Source organism: Vibrio sp. Vb1554, assembly GCF_033344235.1.
Window position 1 is genome coordinate 1 of the sequence record NZ_JAWPOJ010000284.1, and the last position, 1216, is coordinate 1216.

Consider the following 1216-nt stretch of genomic DNA (forward strand, 5'->3'; position numbering starts at 1 on the left):
GTACGGTTGGGAAACCATTACGGAAGCTCTGAAATTCGGTGGCATCACTCACATGATGGACCGTCTATCTAATCCAGCGAAAATCAAGGCGTTCGAACTTTCTGAAGAATTAAAAGACCTAATGCGTCCACTGTATAACAAGCACATGGACGACATTATCTCTGGTCATTTCTCTAGCACCATGATGGCTGACTGGGCAAATGATGATAAAAATCTTCTAGGATGGCGTGCAGAAACTGGTGAAACTGCATTTGAAAATTACCCAGAAACGGACGTTGAGATTTCTGAGCAAGAGTACTTCGACAACGGCATTCTAATGATTGCAATGGTTCGTGCTGGGGTTGAACTGGCATTTGAAGCGATGACAGCTTCTGGAATCATCGATGAATCAGCGTACTACGAGTCTCTACATGAACTTCCGCTGATTGCTAATACTATCGCACGTAAGCGTCTATATGAGATGAACGTGGTTATCTCTGATACGGCTGAATACGGTAACTACCTATTTGCTAACGTAGCAACGCCTTTATTACGTGAGAAATTCATGCCTTCTGTTGGTACAGATGTTATTGGTAAAGGCCTAGGCGAAACGTCTAACCAAGTGGATAACGCGACTCTTATCGCAGTGAACGAGACTATCCGTAACCACCCAGTGGAATACATTGGCGAAGAACTACGTGGTTACATGACGGATATGAAGCGCATCGCGGTTGGTGGCTAATTCTCTTCGCTGTACAGCATTGAAGATATTAAATTAACTCCAGACAGAGTGGAGTCGATAAATACAAAAAACACGACATCTAATTAAAAGGCTTGGTCTCCGTTGACCAAGCCTTTTCGTTTTTAGTCGATTTTTCCATGTGCTGATAAGAAAAACGCTCCTGTCGAAGGAGCGTTTAGGGGCTTATTTATCAGCTAGCTTTTCTTCAAGCTCGGCTAATTTCTTTTCCATTTCCGTCAGCTTTTGACGCGTGCGTAGTAAAACTTGAGTTTGAACATCAAATTCTTCGCGGCTTACTACATCTAGCTTATTTAGTTGGCCTTGGATTACTTGGCGAACTTTTTGATCAACGTCTGCGCCTAGCTCTTTTACTGGTGCTGGCATTGAGTCATGAATTTGTTTAGCAATTTGCTCTAATTTCTTTGGGTCAAACATAGTGGCTAAAACTCCTTTTGATTTGCCGACATTCTAAGTAAATGATACGGGAAAGTCGCC

Annotated in this window: 1 protein-coding gene and 1 pseudogene; one reads left to right on the forward strand and one right to left on the reverse strand. The window is 42.7% G+C overall.

Annotated features, from left to right (window positions below):
* Window positions 1-721 (forward strand): annotated as a pseudogene (locus R8N28_RS25680) (ketol-acid reductoisomerase); the annotation flags it as partial.
* A gap of 183 nt (window positions 722-904) precedes the next feature.
* On the opposite strand, the gene ubiK reads toward R8N28_RS25680, so the two are convergent.
* On the reverse strand, window positions 905-1156 hold the full coding sequence (ubiK, locus tag R8N28_RS25685; protein ID WP_005487540.1) for a ubiquinone biosynthesis accessory factor UbiK: 252 nt from the start codon (window positions 1154-1156) through the stop codon (window positions 905-907).
* Between the last annotated feature and the right edge of the window lie 60 nt (window positions 1157-1216).

What these genes read in the sequence shown, in the direction of transcription:
- ubiK (WP_005487540.1), bottom strand. Translation starts at nt 1,156, where the DNA reads ATGTTTGACCCAAAGAAATTAGAGCAAATTGCTAAACAAATTCATGAC.